This is a genomic window from Pseudomonas sp. GD03862 (genome assembly GCF_029840855.1).
GTDB classification, from domain to species: domain Bacteria; phylum Pseudomonadota; class Gammaproteobacteria; order Pseudomonadales; family Pseudomonadaceae; genus Aquipseudomonas; species Aquipseudomonas alloputida.
On the sequence record NZ_JAOCDI010000029.1, the window covers coordinates 49,283 to 69,668 of the forward strand.

Annotated in this window: 20 protein-coding genes; 4 read left to right on the top strand and 16 right to left on the bottom strand. The window is 61.9% G+C overall.

All coding sequences use genetic code 11. From position 1 onward, the window contains the following. The first annotated feature begins 159 nt into the window (after nt 1-159). A complete protein-coding gene (locus N5D53_RS18570) occupies nt 160-1,278 on the top strand; it encodes an LOG family protein (protein WP_010952697.1) in 1,119 nt (372 codons plus the stop codon). 271 nt (nt 1,279-1,549) lie between these two features. Here N5D53_RS18570 and recX read toward each other — a convergent pair whose 3' ends face one another. The 4 genes from recX to N5D53_RS18590 form a co-directional block, all read right to left on the bottom strand. Next, a complete protein-coding gene (gene recX / locus N5D53_RS18575) occupies nt 1,550-2,020 on the bottom strand; it encodes a recombination regulator RecX (protein ID WP_003252366.1) in 471 nt (156 codons plus the stop codon). Between the two features lie 21 nt (nt 2,021-2,041). Next, nucleotides 2,042-3,109 (bottom strand): recombinase RecA, encoded by a 1,068-nt coding sequence (gene recA, locus N5D53_RS18580; RefSeq protein WP_003252365.1) that lies wholly within the window; start codon nt 3,107-3,109, stop codon nt 2,042-2,044. Nucleotides 3,110-3,212: 103 nt separating this feature from the next. Then, entirely contained in the window at nt 3,213-3,695 is a 483-nt protein-coding gene (locus tag N5D53_RS18585) for a CinA family protein (protein WP_010952695.1), read from the bottom strand. 55 nt (nt 3,696-3,750) lie between these two features. After that, the gene (locus N5D53_RS18590; protein WP_190870043.1) at nt 3,751-4,818 is read right to left on the bottom strand and encodes a hypothetical protein; all 1,068 of its coding nucleotides are present in this window, start codon (nt 4,816-4,818) and stop codon (nt 3,751-3,753) included. Nucleotides 4,819-5,004: 186 nt separating this feature from the next. Here N5D53_RS18590 and mutS point away from each other — a divergent pair, with 186 nt between their 5' ends. Together mutS and fdxA are read left to right on the top strand one after the other, a co-directional pair. After that, complete coding sequence (gene mutS / locus N5D53_RS18595; protein WP_010952693.1) at nt 5,005-7,578, top strand: DNA mismatch repair protein MutS; 2,574 nt, start codon at nt 5,005-5,007, stop codon at nt 7,576-7,578. Nucleotides 7,579-7,718: 140 nt separating this feature from the next. Beyond that, a complete protein-coding gene (gene fdxA / locus N5D53_RS18600) occupies nt 7,719-8,042 on the top strand; it encodes a ferredoxin FdxA (protein ID WP_003252355.1) in 324 nt (107 codons plus the stop codon). Nucleotides 8,043-8,575: 533 nt separating this feature from the next. Here fdxA and rpoS read toward each other — a convergent pair. The 8 genes from rpoS to N5D53_RS18640 all read right to left on the bottom strand — a co-directional run bounded on the left by rpoS (nt 8,576) and on the right by N5D53_RS18640 (nt 15,814). Continuing rightward, nucleotides 8,576-9,583 carry an RNA polymerase sigma factor RpoS gene (gene rpoS, locus N5D53_RS18605; protein ID WP_003252351.1) on the bottom strand — a complete coding sequence of 336 codons (1,008 nt, stop codon included), beginning with the start codon at nt 9,581-9,583 and terminating at the stop codon, nt 8,576-8,578. Between the two features lie 108 nt (nt 9,584-9,691). Then, the gene (locus N5D53_RS18610) at nt 9,692-10,549 is read right to left on the bottom strand and encodes a peptidoglycan DD-metalloendopeptidase family protein (RefSeq protein WP_104962430.1); all 858 of its coding nucleotides are present in this window, start codon (nt 10,547-10,549) and stop codon (nt 9,692-9,694) included. Between the two features lie 237 nt (nt 10,550-10,786). After that, nucleotides 10,787-11,425, bottom strand: a complete 639-nt coding sequence (locus tag N5D53_RS18615; protein WP_003252348.1) for a protein-L-isoaspartate(D-aspartate) O-methyltransferase — start codon at nt 11,423-11,425, stop codon at nt 10,787-10,789. A 35-nt stretch (nt 11,426-11,460) separates the two neighbouring features. After that, nucleotides 11,461-12,210 carry a 5'/3'-nucleotidase SurE gene (gene surE / locus N5D53_RS18620; protein ID WP_010952690.1) on the bottom strand — a complete coding sequence of 250 codons (750 nt, stop codon included), beginning with the start codon at nt 12,208-12,210 and terminating at the stop codon, nt 11,461-11,463. Next, nucleotides 12,198-13,256 carry a tRNA pseudouridine(13) synthase TruD gene (gene truD, locus N5D53_RS18625; RefSeq protein ID WP_104962431.1) on the bottom strand — a complete coding sequence of 353 codons (1,059 nt, stop codon included), beginning with the start codon at nt 13,254-13,256 and terminating at the stop codon, nt 12,198-12,200. The genes surE and truD overlap by 13 nt, the downstream gene beginning before the upstream one ends. Next, a complete protein-coding gene (ispF, locus tag N5D53_RS18630) occupies nt 13,253-13,726 on the bottom strand; it encodes a 2-C-methyl-D-erythritol 2,4-cyclodiphosphate synthase (protein WP_016501146.1) in 474 nt (157 codons plus the stop codon). Before ispF ends, truD begins: the two co-directional genes overlap by 4 nt. A gap of 112 nt (nt 13,727-13,838) precedes the next feature. Next, entirely contained in the window at nt 13,839-14,693 is an 855-nt protein-coding gene (fghA, locus tag N5D53_RS18635; RefSeq protein WP_014592130.1) for an S-formylglutathione hydrolase, read from the bottom strand. Between the two features lie 8 nt (nt 14,694-14,701). Then, complete coding sequence (locus N5D53_RS18640; protein ID WP_019752405.1) at nt 14,702-15,814, bottom strand: S-(hydroxymethyl)glutathione dehydrogenase/class III alcohol dehydrogenase; 1,113 nt, start codon at nt 15,812-15,814, stop codon at nt 14,702-14,704. 108 nt (nt 15,815-15,922) lie between these two features. On the opposite strand from N5D53_RS18640, the gene N5D53_RS18645 reads away from it, so the two are divergent. Next, complete coding sequence (locus tag N5D53_RS18645; RefSeq protein ID WP_012053536.1) at nt 15,923-16,819, top strand: LysR substrate-binding domain-containing protein; 897 nt, start codon at nt 15,923-15,925, stop codon at nt 16,817-16,819. Nucleotides 16,820-16,942: 123 nt separating this feature from the next. Here the strand turns inward: N5D53_RS18645 and ispD are convergent, their stop codons facing one another. The 4 genes from ispD to kdsA all read right to left on the bottom strand — a co-directional run bounded on the left by ispD (nt 16,943) and on the right by kdsA (nt 20,386). Then, nucleotides 16,943-17,650, bottom strand: coding sequence for a 2-C-methyl-D-erythritol 4-phosphate cytidylyltransferase (ispD, locus tag N5D53_RS18650; RefSeq protein WP_064490978.1), 708 nt, complete (start codon nt 17,648-17,650; stop codon nt 16,943-16,945). Next, nucleotides 17,647-17,928, bottom strand: coding sequence for a cell division protein FtsB (gene ftsB / locus N5D53_RS18655; protein WP_004576849.1), 282 nt, complete (start codon nt 17,926-17,928; stop codon nt 17,647-17,649). Before ftsB ends, ispD begins: the two co-directional genes overlap by 4 nt. A gap of 168 nt (nt 17,929-18,096) precedes the next feature. Beyond that, nucleotides 18,097-19,386, bottom strand: coding sequence for a phosphopyruvate hydratase (eno, locus tag N5D53_RS18660; RefSeq protein ID WP_003252333.1), 1,290 nt, complete (start codon nt 19,384-19,386; stop codon nt 18,097-18,099). A 154-nt stretch (nt 19,387-19,540) separates the two neighbouring features. Then, on the bottom strand, nt 19,541-20,386 hold the full coding sequence (gene kdsA / locus N5D53_RS18665; protein WP_010952685.1) for a 3-deoxy-8-phosphooctulonate synthase: 846 nt from the start codon (nt 20,384-20,386) through the stop codon (nt 19,541-19,543).

Here is a 20,386-nt window from a genome sequence, read left to right on the forward strand (position 1 = left end):
CCGCCACCTCCTGCATCGACACGTTTCACTCTACCAGTTAACCAAACCCGTGCTGCCGATGGCCGCCGGCCGACAGGCGGCTGCGCCGAACACCTCGGCACGATCGGGCGCAAGGGTCTAGATTGAGGTCAGAGGTATTGGTGCAGAAGGAGACGTCGCATGCCTTACCATTCGAATGAACTGCTTTTCAGCCACTTCCGCGACAACAATATCGACCTGAGCAATATCGAAGCACAACTGCAACTGGTTGCCCCCAACAGCCCCAACCTGCCGCTCTACCGCGACATGATGCTGACCATCCTGCGCATGGCCCATGACGACAGCGACCGCTGGAGCGCCAAGATCACCCTGCAGGCCCTGCGCGAACTGGACCAGTCGTTCCGGACCCTGCAGCGCTACAAGGACCGACGCAAAGTGACCGTGTTCGGCTCGGCACGCACCCCGCTGGAGCATCCGATGTACGCCCTGGCCCGCGAGCTGGGCGCCACTCTGGCGCGCTCCGACCTGATGGTTATCACCGGCGCCGGCGGCGGCATCATGGCGGCCGCCCACGAAGGCGCCGGTAGCGAGCACAGCTTGGGCTTCAACATCACCTTACCCTTCGAACAACATGCCAACCCGACGGTGAACGGTACCGACAAACTACTGCCGTTCCACTTTTTCTTCATTCGAAAGCTGTTCTTCGTCAAGGAGGCCGACGGCCTGGTGCTGTGCCCTGGCGGCTTCGGCACCCTGGATGAAGCGCTGGAGGTACTGACCTTGATCCAGACCGGCAAGAGCCCACTGGTGCCGGTGGTGCTACTGGATTCGCCGGGCGGGAGCTTCTGGCACGACTGCCTGGACTTCATCAGCCGCCAGTTGGAAGAAAACCGCTACATCCTGCCCAGCGACCTGAAGCTGGTGCGCCTGGTGCACAGCGCTGACGAGGCGGTTGAGGAAATCAACCAGTTCTACAGCAACTACCACTCCAGCCGCTGGCTGAAGAGCCAGTTCGTGATCCGCATGCACCATGCGCTCAGCGAGGCGGCGTTGTATGACATTCAGGAAGGGTTTGCCGATTTGCGCCTGAGTGGCAAATATCACCAGCAAGCGGATAGCAGCGCCGAGCACGAAGTTGGCAATTACAGCCACCTGACCCGCCTGTCATTCGCCTTCAACGGCCGGGATCAGGGCCGCTTGCGTGAGCTGGTGGATTTCATCAACCTGCCGGAGAACTGGGCCAAGCCACAACCCATGCATACCACGCAGAGGGCCAGGCAGGCGCTGAAAGTGAGTTGATGCTTTTCTATAACAGCTCGCGTGATACCTGCAGGAGCAACCTTAGGCTGTTTGCTCCTGCACATGATCGGTTGTTGGGCGCAGACCTTCGTAGGAGCGGGTTTACCCGCGAAAGGGCCTGACCTGCTGCCCAATATCCCTGGCCATTCAGCGTCGCAGCCGCCACCGTATTCGCGGGTGAACCCGCTCCTACACATGGAATGGAGACAGCCTGGGGCATTTGGCAAAACAGATTATCCGCTACGGGCACGTGCCACTGTGGTTTAGAGCGTCAATAATCGTCGAGATCACGCCCGCTGAGCAGACGACCGATCATGTCCATAGGGAACCCACGGTAAGCCAGGAACCGGGTCTGCTGGGCGCGGCTGCGCGGATCTTGCGGGCGCTGCCCGGCAAACTTGCGCTGCCACACGTCGCGCATACGCTCGCCCCAATTCACCTCGCTTTCACGCAGGGCCTGGTCGATATCTGCACGCGCCAAACCACGCTGACACAGCTCTTCGCGAATACGCGCAGGGCCATAGCCAGAGCCGGAACGATAACGAATGAAACTCTCAAGGTAGCGGGCTTCACTAAGCAGCCCTTCTTCGGCGAGCCGATCGAGTTCAGGCTCGATCAGCTCGTCCGAAGCGCCGCGCTGACGCAACTTGCGCGTCAGCTCGACTCGACCGTGCTCACGTCGTGCGAGCAGGTCCATGGCTGTCCGCCGGATGGCGACGGGGGTGTCGAGTACGGCAGACATATTTGGCTATCTACTGCGCAATCAATAACCGGCGTCAGCGTCGGCCATGTCATCGGCATCAGCTTCGGCAGCAGCAGCTTTGCCGGCTTCAGCAGCAGCACCCGCTTTCAGCAACTTCTCACGAATCTGCTTCTCGATCTCGGCACCAATAGCCGGGTTCTCAGCCAGGTACTTGGCAGCGTTGGCTTTGCCTTGACCGATCTTGTTGCCTTGGTAGGCGTACCAGGCGCCGGACTTCTCGACCAAGCCCTGAGATACCCCCAGATCAATGATCTCGCCGTTACGGTAGATACCTTTCCCATAAAGAATCTGGAACTCAGCCTGACGGAACGGAGGCGAGACCTTGTTCTTGACGATCTTGACGCGGGTTTCGCTGCCGACCACTTCGTCGCCTTCCTTGACCGCGCCGGTACGGCGGATGTCCAGACGGACCGAAGCATAGAACTTCAGGGCGTTACCACCGGTAGTGGTTTCCGGGCTGCCGAACATCACACCGATCTTCATACGGATCTGGTTGATGAAGATGACCAGGCAGTTCGCGTTCTTGATGTTACCGGTGATCTTGCGCAGTGCCTGGGACATCAGGCGGGCCTGCAGGCCCACATGCATGTCACCCATCTCGCCTTCGATCTCGGCCTTCGGTACCAGCGCGGCAACGGAGTCGACAATGATCACGTCGACCGCGTTGGAACGCACCAGCATGTCGGTGATTTCAAGGGCCTGCTCACCGGTGTCCGGCTGCGAAACCAGCAGGTCATCGACGTTGACGCCCAGCTTGCCGGCGTACTCAGGGTCAAGGGCATGTTCGGCGTCGACGAAGGCGCAGGTAGCACCGTTCTTTTGCGCTTCAGCGATGACAGACAGGGTCAGCGTGGTCTTACCCGACGATTCCGGGCCGTAGATCTCGACGATACGGCCTTTTGGCAGACCGCCGATGCCCAGTGCGATATCCAGGCCCAGCGAGCCGGTGGAGATGGCCGGAATGCCTTGACGCTCATGGTCACCCATGCGCATGACCGCGCCTTTACCGAATTGGCGTTCGATCTGACCCAGGGCCGCAGCCAAGGCGCGCTTCTTGTTGTCGTCCATTGAAATCCTCACGTGTTCGACTTGGCCCTGACGGCCGGAATACCTGTATAAGTAGCCAGTATTATTCCACAGGCAGACGCCCGCGCAAACCCCTGTCGTCGATTTACTCGGCACCAAGCTGTAACAAGCCGTCTAACGCGGCGATCACCGTCTGTCGGCGCACCGCCTCGCGGTCACCGTCGAACTGCCGACGTTCGCTGAACACCCGGTCGCCATCACCCCAGGCCAGCCACACAGTGCCCACCGGTTTGGCTGGCGAGCCGCCGTCCGGCCCGGCCACACCACTCACCGCCACGGCGAAGCGTGCGCCACTGGCGGCCTGAGCCCCACGAACCATGGCTTCGACCACCTCCTGGCTGACTGCCCCCACCTGACCGAACAACGCTTCAGGCACTCCCAGCTGGCGGGTTTTCTGGGCATTGGAATAGGTGACGTATCCGGCTTCGAACCAGGCCGAGCTGCCAGGTATACGGGTAATGGCTTCGGCAATGCCACCACCGGTGCAGGATTCGGCGGTAGTCACCTGCGCATTGAATCGGCGCAGGTGTTCACCCAGGCGGGTGGCGAGCGTAGTGATCGGGTCCATGTGGGTGCTCCTTGAGGGCGGCTCTCTACCCTATCACCCTGCTTCGGGCTCTGGCTCAGGAAACTTTCAGGCTGGCCCGGGCGATTTCGCTGAACGCCAGTTCGTCACGCTGCCCCAACCGCGGCAGCCCCTCAGGCCACTCCCGGCTCCATTCGAAGCCGCCCAGCGTGCGCATGTCCTCGATTGCCGAACGCCACCAGACCACCTTGCACGCGCGCTGATAATCATCACCACTCATCACACTGCCGTAGAGCAACTTGCGGCCGATGCCACGCAACTCCCGGGGTACATGCTTGAGGCTCCATTTCACCGAGAGCCGAGCCAACCACGAGGGCACCGGGCGATGCGCCGGCACCTTCAGGGCCAGACCTGGCATCTTCGAATGAAAATGCTCGCCATGCCGGGCAAAGAAGATTTCTAGAATGGCATGCACGTACTGCTTCATCGCAAAGTAATGGCTGATCACGCCGCGCGCCTCGTTGATCGGCGCGCCATGCAATTCGAAGGAAAAGGCGATCTGCTCGATCGTATGCAAGTCACGGGCATACGGCGTCCAGTCGTCAATCCGGACGATGGCGCGCTCGGCGATGCCAACGTTGTCGCGGGTAAAGCCCATCACACCGCTGTTACACAGCCGCAGGTCATCGGCCGGTGCTTCGCCCGACTCCGCAAGCCCCTCGACGAAGCTGTGGTAATAGCTGCTGCGCGAGGCCTCGGCCCAGCTCATTTCCACCTCGTCGACCAAGAACTGCCCGGCATTGACCTGGCTGAACAGCTTTTGCGGTGACTGCAGAAATACCGTATCGGTATCGATGAACACGGTCTTGTCCGCCCACTGCCCGGCCTGGGCGATGGCGCAGGCCTTGCGCCGATGGGTGTAGCCGCCGTCGCCGGCCCAGGCCTGCAAGGTCTGCTCGTCCAGTGCGATCACTTCCACCGGCCAGCCGGCAAAAGCCTGTGGCTGGTCGGTAAGCACGCGGATCACCGGCAGCTCAGCCGGCTTGCAACGGGCCAGGGCGGTGAGAATGCTGAGTTTTGCCTCCAGCTGATAGATCCGGCGCTCGCCATAAAGGAGGTAGATCAGCTGTTGCGTTACATAAGGGACAGGGCTGGACACATTCATCGTGCAGGTCACGGCTAGGGGCATTCATCGAGGGGCGCGCATTCTAGAGGGTTACGCGGCGCAGCTCCACCATTGCCCGCCAGACTGCAGGCGCACGCCCCACAGCACGCGCCTGCAACGCAACGAAAAAGCCTGTACCATTACGGGTTTACCATCGCCAACCAGATCCCCCCTGTAAGGCCCTGAATGTCAGATCTTTCCGCACACACCCCGATGATGCAGCAGTACTGGAAGCTGAAAAACCAGCACCCGGACCAGCTGATGTTCTACCGCATGGGCGACTTCTACGAGATCTTCTACGAAGATGCGAAAAAGGCCGCGAAACTGCTGGATATCACCCTGACCGCCCGCGGTCAGTCGGCCGGCCAGTCCATCCCCATGTGCGGGATTCCGTTCCATTCGCTGGAAGGCTACCTGGCCAAGCTGGTCAAGCTCGGCGAGTCGGTGGTGATCTGTGAGCAGATCGGCGACCCCGCCACCAGCAAGGGCCCGGTGGAGCGCCAGGTGGTGCGCATCATCACCCCGGGTACGGTCAGTGACGAGGCACTGCTCGACGAGCGCCGCGACAACCTGATTGCCGCACTGCTCGGTGACGAGCGCCTGTTCGGCCTGGCGGTACTGGACATCACCAGCGGCAATTTCAGCGTGCAGGAGATCAAGGGCTGGGAAAACCTGCTGGCCGAACTCGAGCGCCTGAACCCGGTCGAGCTGTTGATCCCCGACGACTGGCCACGGGACCTGCCTGCGGAGAAACGCCCAGGCGCCCGCCGCCGCGCACCCTGGGACTTCGACCGCGACTCTGCACGCAAGGCCCTGTGCCAACAGTTCGCGACCAAGGACCTCAAGGGCTTCGGCTGCGACAAACTGACCCTGGCCATCGGCGCCGCCGGCTGCCTGCTGACCTACGCCAAGGAAACCCAGCGCACCGCCCTGCCGCACCTGCGCAGCCTGCGCCACGAGCGTCTGGACGATACAGTCATCCTCGATGGGGCCAGCCGCCGCAACCTGGAGCTGGACATCAACCTGGCGGGCGGGCGCGACAACACCCTGCAATCGGTGATCGACCGCTGCCAGACCGCCATGGCCAGCCGCCTGCTGAGCCGCTGGCTGAACCGCCCGCTGCGCGACCTCAAGGTGCTGCAAGCACGCCAGGACTCGATCCGCTGCCTGCTCGACAGCTACCGCTTCGAAAAGCTGCAGCCGCAGTTGAAGGAAATTGGCGATATCGAGCGGATCCTCGCCCGGATTGGCCTGCGCAATGCCCGCCCGCGCGACCTGGCACGCCTGCGCGATGCGCTGGGCGCGTTGCCAGAACTGCAGAACGCCATGACCGAGCTCGAAGCGCCGCACCTGGCGCGTCTGGCGGCCATTACCGGTACCTATCCGGAGCTGGCCAGCCTGTTGGAGCGGGCGATCATCGATAACCCGCCGGCGGTGATCCGCGACGGCGGCGTACTGAAGGCCGGCTATGACAACGAACTGGACGAGTTGCTGGCAATCAGCGAGAACGCCGGCCAGTTCCTGATCGACCTGGAAGCCCGGGAAAAGGCTCGCACCGGCCTGGCCAACCTCAAGGTCGGCTACAATCGCGTGCACGGCTACTTCATCGAACTGCCGACCAAGCAGGCCGAACAGGCCCCGGGCGACTACATCCGCCGCCAGACCCTCAAAGGCGCCGAGCGCTTCATCACCCCGGAGCTGAAGGCGTTCGAGGACAAGGCATTGTCGGCCAAGAGCCGCGCCCTGGCCCGCGAGAAGATGCTCTACGACGCACTGCTGGAAACCCTGATCAGCCACCTGGCGCCACTGCAGGACAGCGCAGCCGCCCTGGCCGAACTGGACGTGCTCAGCAACTTGGCCGAGCGCGCACTGAACCTCGACCTGAACTGCCCACGCTTCGTCGACGAGCCTTGCCTGCGCATCGAGCAGGGCCGCCACCCAGTGGTGGAGCAGGTGCTGACCACGCCGTTCGTGGCCAACGACCTGGGCCTGGACAACAGTACGCGCATGCTGATCATCACCGGCCCGAACATGGGCGGTAAGTCGACCTACATGCGCCAGACCGCCCTGATCGTGCTGCTGGCGCACATCGGCAGCTTCGTCCCTGCGGCGAGTTGCGAGTTGTCGCTGGTCGACCGCATCTTCACCCGCATCGGCTCCAGTGACGACCTGGCCGGCGGGCGCTCGACCTTCATGGTGGAGATGAGCGAAACCGCCAACATCCTGCACAACGCCACCGACCGCAGCCTGGTGCTGATGGACGAAGTGGGCCGCGGTACCAGCACCTTCGACGGCCTGTCGCTGGCCTGGGCTGCCGCTGAGCGCCTGGCCCAGCTGCGTGCCTACACCTTGTTCGCCACCCACTACTTCGAACTGACCGTGCTGCCGGAGAGCGAGCCGCTGGTGGCCAACGTGCACCTGAACGCCACCGAGCACAATGAACGCATCGTGTTCCTGCACCACGTGCTACCCGGCCCTGCCAGCCAAAGCTACGGCCTGGCCGTTGCGCAGCTGGCCGGCGTACCGACGGCAGTGATCCAGCGTGCCCGCGAGCACCTTGGCCGGCTGGAAACCACCAGCCTGCCCCATGAGCAGCCAGCGGCCCACAAGGCCAAGGACGCGCCGCAAGTGCCGCACCAGAGCGACTTGTTTGCCAGCCTGCCTCATCCAGCCATCGAGAAGCTGGGCAAGCTGCAACTGGACGACATGACCCCGCGTCAAGCTATCGAAATGCTATATCAACTAAAGAACCTGTTATAACGGCGCCCATTACAAGCTGGTAGAATCCGCCGCGGTTTGCTGGTGCTGCAGGTTATTAGCCTGGCCTGCAGCCACATGCCCGTAAACCGCGCGGCCCTGAGAGGAAGGGCCGCCGCCGTCGCCTGAGGAGAGAATTAGAAATGACCTTCGTCGTCACCGACAACTGCATCAAATGCAAATACACCGACTGCGTGGAAGTCTGTCCGGTGGACTGCTTCTACGAAGGCCCGAACTTCCTGGTCATCCACCCGGACGAGTGCATCGACTGCGCCTTGTGCGAGCCGGAGTGCCCAGCGCAAGCCATCTTCTCGGAAGACGAAGTGCCTTCGGGCATGGAAAACTTCATCGAGCTGAACGCCGAGCTGGCGGAAATCTGGCCTAATATCACCGAGCGTAAGGACGCCCTGCCGGACGCTGAAGAATGGGATGGCAAGCCCGGCAAGATTGCCGACCTGGAGCGCTGATAGCGCCCAGACGCGAAAAAGGCCCTTCGGGGCCTTTTTTGTTTTCCTACAGGCAAAAAAAGGGGCGGTTTGACCCGCCCACATTTTTTCCGTAGTCCCTGCTTGTCCCAAACATCATCCTGATGAAATCGCTTCTTGCGATGTCCTTGGCCTTCATCCTGAAAACCTGTGCATGTCCCTGTGCACAGTTCGAATACTAGCGGGTTCAGCCCGGCGAGCAAGCGATGGACCTTGCAAGGTATTTCCGCGGACACATTTACTCACCGGTGAATAAACCATGCTTTTCAATGGGTTGTAAAAATGCAGCCTTTGGAAACGACTTTGATTTACTGAAGGTTGCATGGAAAGCTTACACAACGAGTAAGCAAAGGCTTACACGCGATGTTACCGGGGTAGCGCGGTACACATTTGATAGGTGTCTTGCCAGGTAGCGTCTTGGCGCCATGCGCCCCGGCAATCTAAAGGGCAACTCGCTTTCCGCCACAAACAAAAACGCCCCGAGATGATCGGGGCGTCTTTTGTTACAGCGCTAGCTACTGGAACAATGACTCGCTGGACAGACCATTCTTTTCAAGGATCTCGCGCAAGCGCTTGAGCCCTTCCACCTGGATTTGCCGCACGCGTTCACGGGTAAGGCCGATCTCCAGCCCAACATCCTCCAGGGTGCTGCTTTCATGGCCGCGAAGGCCAAAGCGGCGTACAACCACTTCACGCTGCTTGTCGGTCAACTCGCCCAGCCACTGGTCGATGCTCTGCGACAGGTCGTCATCCTGCAGCAGTTCGCACGGGTCGGTCGGGCGGTCGTCGGTCAGGGTATCGAGCAGGGTCTTGTCCGAATCCGGGCCAAGCGACACGTCTACCGAAGACACCCGCTCGTTCAGGCCGAGCATACGCTTGACCTCGGCGACCGGCTTTTCCAGCAAGGTGGCGATTTCTTCCGGCGAGGGCTCGTGGTCGAGTTTCTGCGTCAGCTCGCGCGCGGCGCGCAGGTAGACGTTCAGTTCCTTGACCACGTGGATCGGCAGGCGAATGGTGCGGGTCTGGTTCATGATCGCCCGTTCGATGGTCTGGCGAATCCACCAGGTCGCATAGGTCGAAAAACGGAAACCACGCTCCGGGTCGAACTTCTCGACCGCACGGATCAGCCCCAGGTTGCCCTCCTCGATCAGGTCGAGCAACGACAGGCCACGGTTCACGTATCGACGGGCAATTTTGACAACCAGGCGCAGGTTGCTTTCGATCATGCGCTTGCGGCCGGCAGGGTCACCCTTTTGCGACAAGCGCGCAAAATGCACTTCTTCTTCCGGCGAAAGCAGCGGCGAGAAACCAATCTCGTTGAGATACAGCTGGGTGGCATCGAGCGCCCTGCTGTAATCGATGTACTTGTGTTGCTTGAGCGAAGAGCCCGATTTGGCCCTCGTCCGAACCGAAGATACAGCAGGTTCGTCTGACACCACATCCGTTTCCAAAACGATACCCGTCTCCATCAGGAGGACGTCATCGTCGATGTCAAACTCCGGCACTTCTTTACTGAGAGCCATTGTTATAATCCTTTGCTGAGTTCGAACTCAGACTCGAGCGGCACCTTTCTCCCTGGCAGCGCTTGAGCCTGTCCCCTCTACATCACAGGAACAGGCTGGGTACAACGGTCAACGACGTGGCAGGAACTGGAGTGGATCGACGGGTTTGCCCTGGCGGCGAATCTCGAAATGCAGCTTCACCCGATCTGTGCCCGTAGACCCCATTTCAGCAATCGACTGCCCTGCCTTGACCTGCTGCCCCTCCCGAACCAACAGCCTGCGGTTATGACCGTAGGCACTGACGTAGGTGTCGCTGTGCTTGATGATGATCAGCTCGCCGTAGCCCCTCAAACCACTCCCGGCATAAACCACCGCACCATCAGACGCAGCAAAAACAGGCTGTCCCAAATCACCGGCGATATCAATGCCTTTATTCAAACTACCGTTTGAAGCGAATTTTCCAATCAGTACACCGTTGGCAGGCCAGGTCCACCCACCTACCGCGCGCTCTGCGGCTGGTACGGTAGCAACCACAGGGGCAGGAGTGGAAGGCGCCGACGTGGCCGGTTTGCTGGTGCTGGCAGGCGCCGTGGCAGTGCTGCCCACAGGCCGCCGCGTGACCGTGGTGCGGCTTGACGAGGACGGGCTGGACACCACCGTGGTGCGGCTGCTGGAACCGCTGCTGAAACGAATCGCTTGGCCCGGGCGGATGGTATAAGGCGCCTGAATGCCGTTGCGTGCAGCCAGCTCCTTGTAGTCCCAGCCATAACGGAAGGCGATGGAGAACAGGGTGTCGCCTGGCTTGACGATGTATTGCCCAGAAGTCACCGCCGGGCGCTTGGGCACGGTGTTGTTGCGGTCGACCACCCGCGCGCTGTTGCTGCTGGTGCTTGAGCAACCCACCAGAAGCGAGCCCATGGCCAATGCAATCACCAGAAGCTTGAAACCCGACCCGTCCTTGCGCTGCCGAATGACTGTGTGACCCACCCGCGCTCCCCTCATGGTGCCGAAAATCGATATGAAGACAAGAAATGCAATATTGTTGCAATTATAACCAAGCCAGCCGGTAATGGCAGACGGGTACAAAAGACGGGCATAAAACCCCGGTGCACGCTGTGCGTCAGCGCTTCGCACCGCCTGATAGACAGGGCGAAGCGACAAGAATTCGCCACCGGCACAAAAATACACCGCGCCTCATGCCCGCACAGCTCGGATCAACAGGCCTCAGGCCAGAGGACCATTGAGCAGCGGCACGAAACGCACAGCCCCCAGTACGCGACGGGAGAATCCATGCTCCTCGCGCACGATCAGCATCAGTTGCTGCGCTTCGCCGGCCGGCCCTACCGGGATGACCATGCGCCCACCGGGTGCCAGTTGGTCGAGCAGTGCCTGTGGCACTTCCGGCGCCACGGCGGTGACGATGATGCCGTTGTACGGCGCAAGCGCCGGCCACCCCTCACAACCGTCACCCCAGCGGAAGACCACGTTGCGCAGGTTAAGCTCCACCAGACGCTCTTTGGCCCGGTCCTGCAGTACCTTGATACGCTCTACCGAAAACACTCGCTCGACCAGCTGGGCCAGGATCGCCGTCTGGTAGCCCGAACCGGTGCCAATCTCCAGCACCTTGTCCAGCGGCCCGGCCTCGAGCAACAACTCGCTCATGTGAGCAACCATGAACGGCTGGGAGATGGTCTGGTTGTGGCCGATCGGCAGCGCGGTGTCTTCGTAAGCCCGATGCGCCAGCGCCTCGTCGACGAACAGGTGGCGCGGCGTACGACGGATCACGTCGAGCACCTTGGTGTTCGAAACCCCCTCTTCGCACAAGCGCTGGATCAGCCGCTCCCGGGTACGCTGGGAGGTCATGCCGATGCCACGCCGCAGCATATCGTCCTCACGCATCAGAGCAGGCCCTCCAGCCAACCATCGAGCTGCTCGAAGGCATCATTGAAGGTGCGGTCGAGCTGCAACGGGGTAATCGATACGTAGCCTTGCATCACCGCGTGGAAGTCGGTGCCCGGGCCGCCGTCCTCGGCATCACCGGCCACGGCAATCCAGTAGCCTTCCTTCCCACGCGGGTTGACCACCTTGGTGGGCGCCGCCGCCCGCGCCCGGTGACCGAGACGGGTGAGCTGGATGCCACGGATGTGCTCCAGCGGCAAGTTGGGAATATTGACGTTGAGTACGGTGCGTGGCGGCAACACCAGGCGCGACTGTGCCTCGACCAGACGACGGGCGATATAGGCCGCAGTCGGCAGGTTGTCCGGCTGGCGCGACAACAGCGAGAACGCCAGCGAGGTACCGCCGAGGAAGCGGCCCTCCAGCGCCGCAGCGACCGTTCCCGAATACAGCACGTCATCGCCCAGGTTGGCACCGAGGTTGATCCCAGACACGACCATGTCCGGCATCTGCGGCAACAGCCCATTGAGCCCCAGGTGCACGCAGTCGGTCGGCGTGCCGTTGAGGCTGATGAAGCCATTGGCCAAGGTCTGCGGATGCAGTGGCCGGTCCAGCGTCAGCGAACTGCTGGCGCCGCTCTTGTCTTGATCCGGGGCGATCACCGCGCACTCGGCATAATCCGCCAGCGCAGCGTGCAGCGCGGCGATGCCAGGTGCGGTAACACCGTCGTCATTCGAAATCAGAATACGCATGGGCTGTCCGTCTGCCCTGCCGACACCAGATCCACGACTTCACGCACCACCACGGTGGCGAAGCATCCGGCCGGCAGGACGAATTCCAGTTGCAGGATATCAGGCTCGGGATAATGCCACGTCAGGCCGCCAATAGGGAGCCGCAGAATTCGCCGTTCGTGATCCATGCCCGCCTGGGCCAGCCACTGGCAAAGTGCCGGCTGACGTGCGCCGATAGCGTTTTCCAGCTGCGCAGGCGCACCGCCAGCAGGTGAAGCGCCCTCCCCCCACATCGGGCCGGTTGGATGCAAGTCGAGAATCGCCAGGCGCGGGTCGGCACATTCCGCCTCACCCGCCGGGAAGAAACTGCGGCTGTCGGTGAACGCCAGCAGGTCGCCGACCTGGGCTCGGGCCCAGCTACCGTCAGCCACACGCGCAGCCAGCAACTGATTGAACAGGTAGCTGCGCCCGGCCGAAAGCAGCCGCGAACGCACGTTGCGCTGTTCAGGCAAAGCCTTGCGTGCAGCCCAATCGAGGGCGTCATGGACGTTGCCACCCCCGTGCCCGAAGCGCTGGGTGCCGAAATAGTTGGGCACACCTCGCTGCCTCAGCTGCTCCAGGCGGGCATCCACCGCCTGGTGATCGGCAGCCAGGGCGGTCAGGCGCAAGGTGAACCCGTTGGCCGAATGCGCGCCGCGCTGCAGTTTGCGCTGGTGACGCACCTGCTTGAGCACACGCAGGCTGGCATCCTCGGCACGCGACAGATCTGGGTCGGCCTTGCCCGGCAGGTGCAGGCTGAACCACTGGCGGGTCAGCGCCTGGCGGTCCTTCAGGCCGGCGTAGCTGATGCTGCGCACCGGCACGCCAGCGGCGCGGGCGAGGCGCCGGGCGGCTTCTTCAGTGTTCAGATCACGCTTCTCGACCCACAGCCACAGGTGCTCGCCTTGGCCCGATAGCGGTATATCCAGGACTTCGTCAACCTGAAAGTCTTCGGCGACCGCTTTGAGGATGGCGGTGCCCAGGGGTTCGCCCGATGCGCGCGGGCCCAGCAGTTCAAGTTCGGTCATGCTGGCAGCAGCAGGGCGACCGAATGCACGGCAATGCCCTCCTCGCGGCCGGTAAAGCCAAGCTTCTCTGTGGTAGTGGCCTTGACGTTGACCTGGTCGAGCTCGACCTGCAGGTCTTCGGCGATCAGCTGGCGCATGGTTTCGATGTGTGGGGCCATTTTCGGTGCCTGGGCGACGATGGTGGCGTCAACGTTGCCGACCTTCCAGCCCTTGGCCTTGACGATGCCGACCACATGGCGCAGCAGCACGCGGCTGTCAGCCCCCTTGAACTGCGGGTCAGTGTCAGGGAAGTGCTTGCCGATGTCGCCCAGCGCCGCAGCGCCAAGCAAGGCATCGCTCAGGGCGTGCAGCAGCACGTCACCGTCGGAGTGGGCCAGCAGGCCGTATTTGTGGGGGATACGCACCCCGCCCAGGGTAATGAAATCACCGTCGCAAAAACGGTGCACATCGTAGCCGTGGCCAATACGCATAAGAAAACGCCCTGAATGAGTCAGGGCGTGATTCTACCTGCTTTGCAGGGGATTTGTGGGATTGGGGCTGCTGTGCAGCCCTTCGCGGGCACGCCCGCTCCCACAGGAGGCGTTAAACCCGCCCCAGTGCCACCGCATGATGGCGCAGGTGTTCCTCGATGAAGCTGGCAATGAAGTAGTAGCTATGGTCATAACCCGGCTGCATACGCAGGGTCATTTCGTGGCCACCTTTGCGTGCCGCCTGTTCCAGCGCTTCAGGCTTGAGTTGCTTCTCGAGGAAGTCGTCACGGTCGCCCTGGTCCACCAGCAACGGCGGGCATTGGCCAGCAGGGGTTTCGGCCAGCAGCACGCTGGCATCCCACTCACGCCAGCGTCCACGGTCTTCACCCAGGTAGCGGCTGAAGGCCTTCTCGCCCCACGGACAATCCATCGGATTGCTGATCGGCGAGAATGCCGACACCGAGCGGTAGCGCCCCGGATTGCGCAAGGCGCACACCAGCGCGCCATGCCCACCCATGGAGTGGCCGCTGATGCTGCGCTCGCCCGACGCCGGGAAGTGTGCCTCGATCAGGGCTGGCAACTCCTCCACCACGTAGTCGTGCATGCGGTAGTGCTGGGCCCAGGGTTGCTGGGTGGCGTTGAGGTAGAAGCCAGCACCCAGGCCGAAGTCCCAGGCGCCGTCCGGATCGCCCGGCACCTGCTCGCCACGTGGGCTGGTATCGGGGGCGACGATGATCAGCCCCAGCTCGGCGGCCAGACGCTGGGCGCCGGCCTTCTGCATGAAGTTCTCGTCGGTGCAGGTGAGGCCGCTGAGCCAGTACAGCACCGGCAGCTTTTCGCCCTGCTCGGCCTGCGGTGGCAGGTACACAGCGAACACCATATCGCAACCCAGCACCTTGGAATGATGCCGGTAACGCTTGTGCCAGCCGCCGAAGCTCTTCTGGCAGGAGATGTTATCCAGGCTCATGGCAGACCTCAGAAGTGGATCACGCTACGGATGCTCTTGCCTTCATGCATCAGGTCGAAGGCCTTGTTGATGTCTTCCAGACCCATCGTGTGGGTGATGAAGGTGTCCAGCGGGATCTCGCCTTTCTCGGACATTTCCACGTAGCTCGGCAGCTCGCTGCGGCCACGCACGCCGCCGAACGCCGAACCACGCCAAACCCGACCGGTAACCAGCTGGAACGGACGCGTGGAAATTTCCTGGCCGGCACCGGCCACACCGATGATGACCGACTCACCCCAGCCCTTGTGGCAGCATTCCAGGGCGGCGCGCATCAGCTGAACGTTGCCGATGCACTCGAAGGAGAAGTCCACGCCACCATCGGTGAGGTCGACGATCACTTCCTGGATCGGGCGATCGTAGTCTTTCGGGTTGATGCAATCGGTGGCACCCAGTTGGCGGGCGATTTCGAACTTGGCCGGGTTGATGTCGATGGCGATGATACGCGAGGCCTTGGCCTTGACCGCACCGATCACGGCCGACAGGCCGATGCCACCGAGGCCGAAGATGGCCACGGTATCACCGGGCTTGACCTTGGCAGTGTTGAGCACCGCGCCGATACCGGTGGTGACGCCGCAACCCAGCAGGCAGACCTTTTCCAGTGGTGCTTCTTTCTGGATCTTGGCCACGGAAATTTCCGGCAGCACGGTGTATTCGGAGAACGTCGAGGTGCCCATGTAGTGGAACAACTGCTGGCCCTTGTACGAGAAGCGCGTGGTGCCGTCCGGCATCAGGCCCTTGCCCTGGGTGGCGCGGATGGCCTGGCACAGGTTGGTCTTGCCCGAGAGGCAGAACTTGCACTTGCCGCATTCCGGGGTGTACAGCGGGATGACGTGGTCACCCACGGCGAGCGAGGTCACCCCCTCGCCTACCGCTTCGACGATGGCACCGCCTTCGTGGCCGAGGATCGACGGGAAGATACCTTCCGGGTCAGCACCGGACAGGGTATAGGCATCGGTGTGGCAGACACCGCTGGCGACCACGCGCAGCAGCACCTCACCGGCCTTTGGCATGGCCACGTCGACTTCGACGATTTCCAGGGGTTTCTTGGCTTCGAAGGCTACGGCAGCACGGGACTTGATCATCAAAGGTCTCCAGACAGTGGATCAGATTCAGTCTTGCAGTGTAATTCAGCGCCATTTGATGAATAATCAGGCCAAAGACAAAACATTATTGCCATGCAGGGATAATCGATGAGCAGCCGATGGGAAGGCATCGACGAATTTGTCGCCGTGGCCGAATCGGGCCAGTTCACTGCCGCCGCCGAACGCCTGGGGGTTTCCTCATCGCACATCAGCCGGCAGATCGCCCGGCTGGAAGACCGCCTGCAAACGCGCCTGCTGTATCGCAGTACCCGCCGGGTAACCCTCAGCGAAGCCGGGCAGACCTTCCTGCAGCATTGCCAACGCTTGCAGGATGGCCGCGAGGAAGCGCTGCGCGCCATGGGCGACCTGGCCAGCGAACCCAAGGGCTTGCTGCGCATGACGTGCGCCGTGGCCTACGGCGAGCGCTTCATCGTGCCGTTGGTGACGCGATTCATGGCGCTGTACCCGCAGCTGCGCGTGGATGTGGAGCTGAGCAACCACACCCTCGACCTGCTGCATGAAGGCATGGACCTGGCCATCCGCCTGGGCCGCCTGGCCGACTCTCGCCTGGTGGCTACCCGCCTGGCGCCAAGGCGCATGTACCTGTGCGCCTCGCCGGCCTATCTTGAGCACTATGGCCGGCCACACAGCCTGTCGGAGCTGGCGCGGCACAATTGCCTGGTGGGGAGTTCGGACTTGTGGGCGCTACAGCAGGATGGCCGTGAGATCAGCCAGCGGGTACAGGGTAACTGGCGCTGCAACAGTGGCCAGGCAGTGCTGGATGCGGCGCTGCAAGGGATCGGGTTGTGCCAGTTGCCGGATTACTACGTGCTGGAACACCTGAACAGTGGTGCGCTGGTGTCGCTGCTGGAGGCGCACCAACCGCCGAATACGGCGGTGTGGGCGCTGTATCCGCAGCAGAGGCACCTGTCGCCGAAAGTGCGGCGGTTGGTGGATTACCTGAAGGAGGGGTTGGCGGGGTTGCCGGAGTATCGTTTCGGCTGACGGGATGTGCTGCATGTACTGGCCTCTTCGCGGGTAAACCCGCTCCTACGACGGTCTGTGTCCAACCCCCGATGCGTGTGTAGGAGCGGGTTTACCCGCGAAAAGGCCAGCCCAGGAGAGCGCTCAGCGTTTACCCGCCCAGCGCTGGCGCAACCATTCGAGATCTTCGGGCCGGGTCACCTTTATGTTGTCACTGCGCCCTTCCACCAGCCGCGGCGCCTGACCGGACCATTCGATGGCCGAAGCTTCATCGGTCACCACCACATCCGACACCAGGCACTCAGCCAGCGCCCGGTGTAACGCTCCAAGGCGGAACATCTGCGGTGTGTACGCCTGCCAGATCGTGCTGCGGTCCACGGTAGCACTCACCCGGCCATGGCTGTCGGCACGCTTGAGGGTATCGCGCGCTGGCACCGCCAGCAGGCCACCCACCGGGTCGTCCGCCAGCTCCGACAACAGCTTGTCCAGGTCGCTGCGCGCCAGGTTCGGCCGCGCAGCATCGTGCACCAGCACCCAGTCGCTGTCCCCCGCCCCCTGGGCATGCAGCACCAGCAAGGCGTTAAGCACCGAGTCAGCGCGTTCACGCCCGCCCGCCGCGCACTGGATGCGTGGGTCGCTGGCGCAGCGCAGGCCAGGCCAGTACGGGTCGTCTTCGGCAATGCTGACCACCACGCCCTTAAGCGCCGGGTGGCCAAGAAAACAGTCGAGGCTGTGCTCGAGAAGAGTCTGCCCAGCCAGCTCCAGGTATTGCTTGGGGCGGTCGGCAGCCATGCGGGCACCTACACCCGCCGCAGGGATCACGGCCCAGAAGGCCGGCAAGGTATCGATCATTTCTGTGGCAACTGGAAGAGGGTTTCGCCCTCTTTGACCATCCCCAATTCATGGCGGGCCCGTTCTTCAACGGTCTCCATGCCTTTTTTCAGCTCTAGCACTTCAGCATCGAGCACACGATTACGCTCGAGCAAGCGCTCGTTTTCGGCATGCTGATCGGCAATCTGCTGCTTCAGTTCGGTCACTTGCGCCAGGCTGCCGTTACCCACCCACAGGCGGTACTGCAGGCCACCCAACAGCAAGAGCAGAACGAGGAACAACCAATAGGGACTGCGCATCACGTTATCCAGGTTAAAAAGGCTGCCGCGTACTTTTTACTTCGGGGCCTCGAATAGCACGAAGCCTGGCCGAGGCCAGGCTTCGTCGACAGAAACCCGTTAGTACGTAGGAAAGTTCAGTACGAACGTTCCTACAACTCCGGCTGCTGCCTTTTTACCATCTCTTGCTTAGCCGCGAAACTCGGCACGACCGCGGTAAACCGCTTTGGCGCCCAGTTGCTCTTCGATGCGCAGCAGCTGGTTGTACTTGGAAACGCGGTCGGAACGGCACAGCGAGCCCGTCTTGATCTGGCCAGCAGCAGTACCCACAGCCAGGTCGGCAATGGTCGAGTCTTCGGTTTCACCGGAACGGTGCGAGATCACTGCAGTGTAACCAGCAGCCTTGGCCATCTGGATGGCTTCCAGGGTTTCGGTCAGCGAGCCGATCTGGTTGAACTTGATCAGGATCGAGTTACCGATGCCTTTCTCGATGCCTTCCTTGAGGATCTTGGTGTTGGTCACGAACAGGTCGTCACCGACCAGCTGGACTTTTTCACCGATCTTGTCAGTGAGGATTTTCCAGCCAGCCCAGTCGGACTCGTCCAGGCCGTCTTCGATCGAAATGATCGGGAAACGCTCGGTCAGGCCTTTCAGGTAGTCGGCGAAGCCTTCGGCGTCGAACGACTTGCCTTCGCCGGACAGGTTGTACTTGCCGTCTTCGTAGAATTCAGAAGCCGCGCAGTCCAGGGCCAGGGTCACGTCGGTGCCCAGCTTGTAGCCGGCTTTTTCGACAGCTTCAGCGATGGCGCCCAGGGCGTCTTCGTTGGATGCCAGGTTAGGGGCGAAACCACCTTCATCACCTACGGCGGTGTTCAGGCCACGGGCCTTCAGTACAGCCTTGAGGTGGTGGAAGATTTCGGTACCCATGCGCAGGCCGTCAGAGAAGGTCTTGGCGCCAACCGGCTGAACCATGAACTCCTGGATGTCGACGTTGTTGTCGGCGTGCTCGCCACCGTTGATGATGTTCATCATCGGAACCGGCATCGAGTACTGGCCCGGGGTGCCGTTCAGGTTGGCGATGTGCGCGTACAGCGGCAGGTCCTGGTCCTGGGCAGCAGCTTTGGCGGCAGCCAGGGAAACAGCCAGGATGGCGTTGGCGCCCAGCTTGGCCTTGTTCTCGGTACCGTCCAGTTCAATCATGGCGCGGTCCAGCGCCTTCTGGTCGGAAGGATCCTTGCCCAGCAGCAGGTCACGGATCGGGCCGTTGATGTTGGCGACGGCCTTCAGCACGCCCTTGCCCAGGTAACGGCTCTTGTCGCCATCACGCAGCTCCAGCGCTTCGCGCGAGCCGGTAGAAGCACCGGACGGCGCGCAAGCGCTGCCGATGATGCCGTTGTCGAGCAGTACATCGGCTTCCACAGTGGGGTTGCCACGCGAATCGAGAACTTCACGACCTTTGATGTCGACGATTTTTGCCATTGTTGTAAGCACTCCAGAATTTGACGAAAACAACTTAGCTTAGGAAATTCTTGCCGTTCACCGGGCGAACTTGCTTTGGGCAGGCCTGATGAAGGGAGCCCCTGACCGACTGGTCAGGGGTGGATCGGGCGGTACTTTACCCGAGAAATGAGCTTTACGCGGTTTCTACCGTCGGAAAACTTTTCACCAGGTCGTCCAATTGCTTGAGCTGGACCAGGAACGGCTCCAGTTTATCCAGGCGCAGGGCGCATGGGCCATCGCACTTGGCGTTGTCCGGGTCGGGGTGGGCTTCGAGGAAAAGCCCGGCCAGGCCCTGACTCATGCCGGCCTTGGCCAGGTCAGTGACCTGGGCCCGACGACCGCCGGCGGAATCGGCGCGGCCACCCGGCATCTGCAGGGCGTGGGTCACGTCGAAGAACACCGGGTACTCGAACTGCTTCATGATGCCGAAGCCCAGCATGTCGACCACCAGGTTGTTGTAGCCGAAGCTCGAACCACGTTCGCAGAGTATCAACTGGTCGTTACCGGCCTCTTCGCACTTGGCCAGGATGTGTTTCATTTCCTGAGGTGCGAGGAACTGAGCCTTCTTGATGTTGATCACCACGCCGGTTTTGGCCATGGCCACCACCAGGTCAGTCTGCCGCGACAGGAAAGCCGGCAGCTGGATGATATCGCACACCTTGGCGACGGGCTCGGCCTGGTAAGGCTCGTGCACGTCGGTGATCACCGGCACGTTGAAGGTGCGCTTGATCTCTTCGAAGATCTTCAGCCCCTCTTCCATGCCAGGGCCACGGTAGGACGTTACCGACGAACGGTTGGCCTTGTCGAAGCTGGCCTTGAACACGTACGGGATACCGAGCTTCTCGGTAACCCGCACGTACTCTTCGCAGACCTTCATCGCCAGGTCACGGGATTCCAGAACGTTCATGCCGCCGAACAGGACGAACGGCTTGTCGTTGGCGATCTCGATGTTACCGACGCGAATGATCTTCTGGGTCAT

What these genes read in the sequence shown, in the direction of transcription:
- recA (WP_003252365.1), bottom strand. Translation starts at nt 3,109, where the DNA reads ATGGACGACAACAAGAAGCGCGCCTTGGCTGCGGCCCTGGGTCAGATC.
- eno (WP_003252333.1), bottom strand. Translation starts at nt 19,386, where the DNA reads ATGGCAAAAATCGTCGACATCAAAGGTCGTGAAGTTCTCGATTCGCGT.
- ispF (WP_016501146.1), bottom strand. Translation starts at nt 13,726, where the DNA reads ATGCGTATTGGCCACGGCTACGATGTGCACCGTTTTTGCGACGGTGAT.
- N5D53_RS18590 (WP_190870043.1), bottom strand. Translation starts at nt 4,818, where the DNA reads ATGAATGTGTCCAGCCCTGTCCCTTATGTAACGCAACAGCTGATCTAC.
- fghA (WP_014592130.1), bottom strand. Translation starts at nt 14,693, where the DNA reads ATGAGCCTGGATAACATCTCCTGCCAGAAGAGCTTCGGCGGCTGGCAC.
- mutS (WP_010952693.1), top strand. Translation starts at nt 5,005, where the DNA reads ATGTCAGATCTTTCCGCACACACCCCGATGATGCAGCAGTACTGGAAG.
- ftsB (WP_004576849.1), bottom strand. Translation starts at nt 17,928, where the DNA reads ATGCGCAGTCCCTATTGGTTGTTCCTCGTTCTGCTCTTGCTGTTGGGT.
- truD (WP_104962431.1), bottom strand. Translation starts at nt 13,256, where the DNA reads ATGACCGAACTTGAACTGCTGGGCCCGCGCGCATCGGGCGAACCCCTG.
- N5D53_RS18585 (WP_010952695.1), bottom strand. Translation starts at nt 3,695, where the DNA reads ATGGACCCGATCACTACGCTCGCCACCCGCCTGGGTGAACACCTGCGC.
- N5D53_RS18615 (WP_003252348.1), bottom strand. Translation starts at nt 11,425, where the DNA reads ATGACCTCCCAGCGTACCCGGGAGCGGCTGATCCAGCGCTTGTGCGAA.
- surE (WP_010952690.1), bottom strand. Translation starts at nt 12,210, where the DNA reads ATGCGTATTCTGATTTCGAATGACGACGGTGTTACCGCACCTGGCATC.
- recX (WP_003252366.1), bottom strand. Translation starts at nt 2,020, where the DNA reads ATGTCTGCCGTACTCGACACCCCCGTCGCCATCCGGCGGACAGCCATG.
- rpoS (WP_003252351.1), bottom strand. Translation starts at nt 9,583, where the DNA reads ATGGCTCTCAGTAAAGAAGTGCCGGAGTTTGACATCGACGATGACGTC.
- N5D53_RS18645 (WP_012053536.1), top strand. Translation starts at nt 15,923, where the DNA reads ATGAGCAGCCGATGGGAAGGCATCGACGAATTTGTCGCCGTGGCCGAA.
- kdsA (WP_010952685.1), bottom strand. Translation starts at nt 20,386, where the DNA reads ATGACCCAGAAGATCATTCGCGTCGGTAACATCGAGATCGCCAACGAC.
- N5D53_RS18640 (WP_019752405.1), bottom strand. Translation starts at nt 15,814, where the DNA reads ATGATCAAGTCCCGTGCTGCCGTAGCCTTCGAAGCCAAGAAACCCCTG.
- ispD (WP_064490978.1), bottom strand. Translation starts at nt 17,650, where the DNA reads ATGATCGATACCTTGCCGGCCTTCTGGGCCGTGATCCCTGCGGCGGGT.
- fdxA (WP_003252355.1), top strand. Translation starts at nt 7,719, where the DNA reads ATGACCTTCGTCGTCACCGACAACTGCATCAAATGCAAATACACCGAC.
- N5D53_RS18570 (WP_010952697.1), top strand. Translation starts at nt 160, where the DNA reads ATGCCTTACCATTCGAATGAACTGCTTTTCAGCCACTTCCGCGACAAC.